Origin of the sequence: Komagataeibacter xylinus NBRC 15237, assembly GCF_001571345.1 — a bacterium.
Taxonomy (GTDB): domain Bacteria; phylum Pseudomonadota; class Alphaproteobacteria; order Acetobacterales; family Acetobacteraceae; genus Komagataeibacter; species Komagataeibacter xylinus.
Genome location: NZ_BCTP01000079.1, coordinates 1 through 7,501, shown reverse-complemented (window position 1 = coordinate 7,501; position 7,501 = coordinate 1). Strand labels below are relative to the sequence as shown.

The window sequence follows — 7,501 nt, the reverse complement described above, 5'->3', positions numbered from 1 at the left end:
GTATGACATGGCAGTGGCTGAACAGTAACAGCAAGCCTGATTACGGCGTGAGCATGATCAGTGTAGGTGGCATCTATCGCCCCATTACCGATTATGGCGTGGCCCGCAACACCAGCTACACGCGCAATTTCGACTTTGACCGCTCCAACATCCACACCCTTACTTCAGCGCTCAAATCAGACATCACGCGCTGGTTCACGCTCACCAATGATACGCGGCTGAGCCTGTACGAACGCGATTACACCGCCACCACGCCTGCCGCGTGCTCGGGGGCGTGCGCCGCCGCCATCCTGTCAGGTGGCAATTACGCCCTGCCCTATGGCGCGGGCGGAGGGGCTGCCTACCGGCAGCAGGGCTGGGGCGTGCAGAATGTCATCATGGGCCGCGCGCGCTTCAATACCGGTTTTGTCCATCATGACCTCAAGGCGGGGGTGGACATCAATTACGCCAGTGATTCGCGCTGGCCGGGCAGCTTCACCAACCGCACCAACAACCAGACCATCCGCAACCCGCAATATGCCTATCCAGGCACGTCGCTCAGCTTTCCCGCCTCAGGCTACGGCAATGCCAATGCGCGTGACCTCGGGCTGTTCCTGGCCGACCGCATACAGTTGACCCGCCAGCTTTCGCTGTTCGGCACCGCGCGGTGGGATTCGTTCAGCAGCACTTATTACAAGTCATCGACCGCAAGCCAGGGCCGCGCCGAGCAGAAATCCGACCGCTGGAGCCCTTCGGGCAGCATTATGTATTCACCGCTGAAGGATACATCATTCTACTTCACCTTCGCGCGCTCGTACAAGCCCGTGGGCACGGATGTCTCCTCGCTCGTCACGGTCAAGCCGCAGGCGGGCGACGTAGCGCAGAAAGGCGTCAACCTCTCGCCCCAGCGCAGCGACTTGTTCGAGTTTGGCAACAAGTCCGACTTCTTTCACAAGCGGCTGGGCACCACGGTCGCCTTCTTCCAGATCAGCGAGAACAACTCGCGCTATTATGACGTGAATGGCGACATGGAGACCGGCTTTGCCGATTCCGGCAGTGGCCGCCGCATCCGTGGCGTGGAACTGAGTGCGAACGGCAAGATCACGCGCGACTGGCAGGTCTTCGCCTCCTATTCCTACATGGACGGGCGCGTGACCCACAGCAACACCGGCGATAACGGCAAGGTCGCGCCGCAGGTGCCGCATAACAATATGTCGGTGTGGAGTTCGTATGACCTCTCGCGCCTGCTGCTGAGCCCACAGTGGGGTGACCTCAAGATTGGCGGTGGCGCACAGTATTCATCAGGCTACTGGGCCGGGCCGGACACGACCAATACAGCCCGCATGCCCTACACCTTCAACCTCAACGGCATGGTTTCATGGGATTACAGGCACTACCATGTCTCGTTCAACGCCAACAACATCACCAACCGGCTCAATTATGCCTCCTCGTTCTCCGGATCGCGGGCGGTGCCTTCGCTGGGTCGTTACTTCCTTGGCAGCATTGGCGTATCATTTTGATACTTCTATATTCCAAAATGAATGACATATACTGACCAAAACAAGAGAATACCGTGCTGACATGAATGAATGCGGACCAAATGCCCCCGATAGCAGCACCCGCCCCACGCCCCCGCCAGGTGTCGTGGAGACGCAGCTCATGCTGGGGCAGATCCATCTTGATCAGGGTCGCATGGATGAGGCTTTTCTCATGTTCGAGGCTGCCGCACGCAGCGGCGACCCGCGCGCGGTGAACATGCTGGGCCGCGCCCATGAGCGCGGCTGGGGCATCACGCGTGACCCGGCCACCGCGACACTCTATTACACCCATGCGGCGGATCACGGGTATGGCTGGGCACTGTTCAACCTGGCCGACCTGTATCTGGCAGGCCAGGGCGTGCGGGCCGATCCGTACCGTGCCCATGTCCTGTATGTCGCCGCAGCCCGGGCGGGGGTTGCCAAGGCCCTGAACATGCTCGGCATCATGGCGGAACAGTGCATGGTGCCAGCATTACTGCCCGCAAGCGCGCCCGTGTTCTTTCATGCCGCAGCAATGGCAGGCGACTGCTGGGGCTGCGTCAATCTGGCGCGGCTGCATCTGGCGGCGGACCAGACGGCGCAGGCCGTCCCCTGGCTGCGCAAGGCGCTGGAGCATGGCTTTGGGGATGTCTTTGCGGCCATTGCCACGCTTCTGGCCACAAGGCCGGAACCCCTGCTGCGCTCTGTAGCGCGCGAGGCAACAAGGCGGATGATGCCCCGTGCCGATGACACGTAAGGGGGGCGTTGCCGTAATTGCCGGATATTTTTCCCGACGAGCTTTTTGCCACAACACGATCGCATGACACATGAAACTGATGATAAAGAAATACGCAACGCCCCTTATTACCGGCCTGTTCCTGGTCTCGGCCATTTCCGGCACGGCCCTGTTCTTTCACTGGATGCCGGGCATGTTCCATTCCATGCATGTCTGGCTGAGCATGGTGCTGCTGCTGCCTTTCGTGCTGCATATGTGGCGCAACTGGGCACAGTTCCTGCTTTACTTCCGCACGCCCGCCATGCTTGTGGCCTGCGGGCTGTCGCTGGCTGCGGCCATTGGCTTCGTGCTCACCACCGGCCATGCGGGCGGCAACCCGGCACGCCAGCTTTTTCCGCTGTTGACCCATGCGCCGCTGAACACGCTGGCCCCCGTGCTGCACACTACACCTGACGCGCTGGCCGAACGCCTGAGCCATGAGGGATGCACCGTGCATTCCACTGACGGGACGCTGGAACAGATCGCAACGGATTGTGGCCAGAAATCAAACGACCTCCTGCTGCGCCTGCTGCCGCATCATGGCGATCATGGCGATCATGGCGATCATGGCGATCATGGGCATTGAGCACAATGATCTGGTTAACAGGAAATTCCTCATGCTGATTCATATTCCCGGCGTGCTCAGCCGGCATGATGTAGCCCATTGCCGCGCGGTACTCGGCCGCTCGCAATGGGTTGACGGGCGGGTGACGGCGGGCGAACAGTCCGCCAAAGCCAAGTTCAACCTCCAGATCCCGCAAGACAGCACGGAAGGGCATGACCTGGCCGACCTGGTGCTGCAACGCCTGGGGTGCAATGCCACCTTCAACAGCGCGGCCCTGCCGCTGCGCGTGTTCCCGCCGCTGTTCAACCGCTACGATGCGGGCATGTGCTTTCACACCCATATCGACAACGCCATCCGTCCCCTGCCCGGCACGGGCCACCGGTTGCGCACCGATGTATCCTCCACGCTGTTCCTCAGCGAACTTGACGAATATGACGGCGGCGAACTGGTGATACAGGACACCTATGGCACGCAGAAGGTGCGCTTCCCCGCAGGCGACATGGTGCTCTACCCCGCCACCAGCCTGCACAGCGTCAGCCCCGTTACGCGCGGGAGCCGCTGGGCGTCGTTTTTCTGGTCACAGTCCATGGTGCGCAATGACGTGCAGCGCACCCTGCTCTATCAGTTCGACCAGTCGATCATCGAAACCCGCCGCACCCTGCCCGACAGCCACCCCGCCGTGCTGGGCCTGACCGCCACCTACCACAACCTGCTGCGCCAGTGGGCTGAACTGTAGCCGCCCGCCCCACCGGCACACATGGCCCGCATGCCGGTCGGGGCGGATCGTTCATTCATTCACCTGCCAGAATGTCAGGCACACGCCATCTTCGGGCCATATGCCTTTTTCCGAGATTTCAAATTCAAACCGCTTGTCCGGATAACATTCCGACAGGGCAAAGCGCCAGTAGCGCTCGATCTGCCGTGCAAAAGCGAGCTTCAGGTCCATATATTTACGCCATCCTTCCTCTACTGTTTCACTGACACAATCACTCACTTCCTCGCCGACCTGAAAAAAATCTTCTATGCAGAACAGATTATAATAATACTCTCTTTCCTTTACAGTCGCATCTGTAAACTTCTGCCTGCCCTTGCTGTATTCGATTGATTCTACGTTTTCCCACATGATGCAGCCATCAACTTCAAGGAATTTCGGGCTCAGGATTCCCATCACACCAAGCGTTTTGTCCACACTCACGTGATTGCTGACATACAGAAAAAAATCATCGAATGGAAAAGGTGTGGCGAACAGCTCCATTATTTTACCGTCCATCCGATTATTTAATTTTTTCATTTTCAACACCAAATAAATTTAAAATAAAACCACTTCAGCATACACACGGTGGATCAACCTGCTCCCGTGGCAGGCACAGGCGGCATGGCTGGATACACCGATATATTCATTATAAACATGCGCCGGATGCCGCATAGAGGAACGCTACCCGATGAACACCACCAACGTTTCCCGCCCCACAAGGCGCTGAGGTGATGGAACCGGACCGGACCATGCGGGGGCGGCTGCGCGATATTGTTGCCGGGCTTTCCCTGGCATCAATGAACATTCCGCAGGTGCTGGGCTATACCCGCATTGCCCAGATGCCTGCGGTGACCGGCCTGTACACAGTGCTGCTGCCACTCATCGCCTTTGCGGGGTTCGGGGCCTCGCGCCACCTGGTGGTGGCAGCCGATTCCGCCACGGCGGCGATTTTCTCCAGCGCGCTCGGGCGCATGGCCGTGCCGGGCAGCGCGCATTATATGGCCCTGGTCAGCACGGTGGCCCTGCTCAGCGCGGGGTTCCTGCTCGTTGCGCGGCTGTTCCGCCTTGGCTTTCTGGCCGATTTCCTCTCCCGCACCGTGCTGGTGGGGTTCATGGCCGGTGTGGGCGTGCAGGTGGCGCTCGCCATGACGCGCGACATGCTGGGCATAGACGTCACCGCCCATAACACCATGCTGCAACTGTTCCAGACAGTGCAGCGCCTGCCACGGCTCAACGGGCCGACGCTGCTCCTGTCAGCAGGCATTGTGGCGGTCATCATGGCAGGCGAGCGGCTGGCCCCGCGCCTGCCGCTGCCCCTGCTCACGGTAATGGGGGCGATCGTGGCCAGCATGATGTTCGATCTGGCCGGGCATGGCATCGCCATCATCGGCCCGATTGAAAGCGGCCTGCCACACCTGCATCTGCCCGATATTTCATGGAATGAAATGCTGGCCCTGCTGCCGGTCACCACATCGTGCGTATTTGTCATCATTGCACAGAGTGCCGCAACCTCGCGCGCCTTTGCCCAGCGCTTCCATGATCGGGTCAATGACAATGCCGACATTCTTGGCCTTGCCGCAGCGAACGCCGCTGCCGGGCTGAGTGGCACCTTCAGTGTCAATGGCAGCCCGACCCAGACCGCCATGGCCGTGCAGGCGGGGGCCCGCACGCAGCTTGCGCAACTGACCTTTGCCGCCATTACCATGATCGTGCTGCTGTTCCTGACCGGCCCGCTCCAATACCTGCCGCGCTGCGTTCTGGCCTCGATTGTCTTTACGGTCGCCCTCGGCATGATCGACAGGCGCGCGATGATGGCCATCTACCGTGAAAGTCCGGGCGAGTGCGGGCTGGCACTTGCCACGGCGGCCGCCGTTATCAGTATCGGCGTGGAACAGGGCATCTTCCTGGCCATTGCGCTCTCGCTGTTCCGCCATGTGCGGCACAGTTATGAGCCCCATACCATGCTGCTGTGTTACGACATGCATTCCGGGCTGCTCGAGCCGCAACCCGTCTCGACAGGAGTACAGACCGCGCCCGGCATCGTGCTCTACCGGTTCTGCGCGGATCTGTTCTATGCCAACTCGATGCGCTTTGTCAGCGACATCCGCTCCCTCGTGGCCCCTGCCCGCACGCAGCCTGACTGTATCGTGGTGGATGCCAGCGCCATTACCGATATCGACTTTTCCGCCGCAAGTGACCTGCGCGACCTGTTTACCGATCTCAGGCAGCAGGGGGTCAGGATCATATTCGGGCGGGTCACGCCCTATCTGCGTGCAGATATGGACCGCCATCGCATCACGCCGGTTATCGGCACGCAGAACATTTATGCGCAATTGCATACGGCCATGGCGGCGGCGGAGCATATCGTAAACATGCTTCCACTGCCTGAGCGCGCATCCCTGCCCGCAGCGCCCCCTTTACCATAATGCTCAAAAACGGCCGGGAGGCAGGCAATCCATCTCCCGGCCAGGCATCTTTACATGAAGCTACCGATACGGAACAGTTCTACCGGGTTTTCCGTGTTCATCCGCCGCAAGTCGGCTTCTTCAAAGCCGGCGGCTTCAAGCAGCACCATATATTCCCGAAAAGCTTCAACCGGCGGCGCGAGCAGGAAAATGCCCGCATCGCTGGAGGTTATGGCCCTGGTGCCGGCAGCCCGTATGCGCGGGGCCAGTTCATCCATCGTCAGGCTCGGGGCGCGGTGCTTTTCCTGATCCACATGCGTCAGGCCAACCTGGGTTGCATGCGTTAACAGGAAGAAATTGAACTCCGCATAGGCCTCCATCGCCGTTATTTCCCTGATGGCGTCCAGATCATAACGGGCGCAATGAGTGCGGATGCGCTTGCAGCCCCGCTTGCGCGCCTCACGCACAAGGGCCACGGCTTCCCACCCGTCAACATGGCCACAGTCAAACACGATATCGCGTTCCGCGCACAGATCCATGATGGCGGGCACCGGATCGGGGATGGTGCCATCGTCATTTACGCCAAAGGCGGCCTCCAGATACAGCCCGGTGCGTCCCTCTCGCCGGGCTACGGCACGCGTATGGTGGGTTGGCATGGACAGGAAGCGCGCCCCCGTGCCGGGGCCATAACCGTAATCAACAGCATTACGCGCGGCTTCCAGCGTTACGCCGCCTGCGGTGGGCTGCATGATGAGGCCACCAAACACCTCAACGCCCAGATGCCCGAGTTCCGCCATGGCCAGGGCAGCATAACCGGTCGAGTTCTGAAAATTATCCATCAGCCCGATGGCCCGCATGCCAGCCGCAGCAGCCTGCCGCACGGACTCGAATACCGTAGCACTGCGCCCATTGAGATGCGGACATGTATGAACATGGGCATCTACCGCGCCCTTCAGGTAATGCATTCCATATGTCATGTATTCTTCCTTTATTTTCAGTGTCGCAGAATGCGACTGGTAAATTCGGCGCAGCGCTCGGTCAGCGGCGCATCGAAAATCTGTGAAGGTGGCCCGACTTCCACGACATGGCCATCCGCCATGAACGCCACCTTGCTCGATACTTCGCGCACAAAGCTCATTTCATGGCTGACAAGCAGCATGGTCACGCCATCGGCCGCCAGCAGGCGTATGGTATCGAGCACTTCAGCAACACGTTCCGGGTCGAGGGCCGATGTAATTTCATCAAGCAGCAGAACTTCCGGTTTGAGGGCAAGGGCACGTGCAATGGCCACCCGTTGCTGCTGCCCCCCTGAAAGCTGGTCGGGATACGCATCCATGCGATGTGACAGCCCGATCCTGTCCAGTAGCAGGCGGGCCTCATCCTCCGCCACGCGCGGGTCCTGCTTTTTGACAATAATACCAACCGTTGATTGCTATAACCCATGAGCCCAATTGCGCAGTCCGATTGACATGATGCGCCATGGTTGATTGACGAGCTGGTTCCAGA

General features: G+C 60.0%; 8 protein-coding genes. 5 read left to right on the top strand and 3 right to left on the bottom strand.

Features of this window, described 5'->3' with window-relative positions:
• From GXY01S_RS15890 to GXY01S_RS15875, 4 genes are all read left to right on the top strand, one after another.
• The coding region (locus tag GXY01S_RS15890; protein WP_156470340.1) for a TonB-dependent receptor at positions 1-1,499 on the top strand (1,499 nt) is incomplete at its 5' end.
• 61 nt (positions 1,500-1,560) lie between these two features.
• Positions 1,561-2,253: a tetratricopeptide repeat protein gene (locus GXY01S_RS15885; protein ID WP_061276691.1), complete on the top strand. Its 693-nt coding sequence runs from the start codon at positions 1,561-1,563 to the stop codon at positions 2,251-2,253.
• A gap of 70 nt (positions 2,254-2,323) precedes the next feature.
• Entirely contained in the window at positions 2,324-2,857 is a 534-nt protein-coding gene (locus GXY01S_RS15880) for a hypothetical protein (RefSeq protein WP_061276687.1), read from the top strand.
• Positions 2,858-2,888: 31 nt separating this feature from the next.
• Positions 2,889-3,572, top strand: coding sequence for a Fe2+-dependent dioxygenase (locus GXY01S_RS15875; RefSeq protein WP_061276693.1), 684 nt, complete (start codon positions 2,889-2,891; stop codon positions 3,570-3,572).
• Between the two features lie 51 nt (positions 3,573-3,623).
• On the opposite strand, the gene GXY01S_RS15870 is transcribed toward GXY01S_RS15875, so the two are convergent.
• A complete protein-coding gene (locus tag GXY01S_RS15870; protein ID WP_061276685.1) occupies positions 3,624-4,091 on the bottom strand; it encodes a hypothetical protein in 468 nt (155 codons plus the stop codon).
• A gap of 230 nt (positions 4,092-4,321) precedes the next feature.
• Here GXY01S_RS15870 and GXY01S_RS15865 point away from each other — a divergent pair, with 230 nt between their 5' ends.
• Positions 4,322-6,016, top strand: coding sequence for a SulP family inorganic anion transporter (locus tag GXY01S_RS15865; protein WP_061276682.1), 1,695 nt, complete (start codon positions 4,322-4,324; stop codon positions 6,014-6,016).
• A gap of 50 nt (positions 6,017-6,066) precedes the next feature.
• On the opposite strand, the gene GXY01S_RS15860 is transcribed toward GXY01S_RS15865, so the two are convergent.
• Positions 6,067-6,972, bottom strand: coding sequence for a DUF6282 family protein (locus GXY01S_RS15860; protein WP_146222816.1), 906 nt, complete (start codon positions 6,970-6,972; stop codon positions 6,067-6,069).
• A gap of 17 nt (positions 6,973-6,989) precedes the next feature.
• Positions 6,990-7,385: an ATP-binding cassette domain-containing protein gene (locus GXY01S_RS15855; RefSeq protein ID WP_255210480.1), complete on the bottom strand. Its 396-nt coding sequence runs from the start codon at positions 7,383-7,385 to the stop codon at positions 6,990-6,992.
• Between the last annotated feature and the right edge of the window lie 116 nt (positions 7,386-7,501).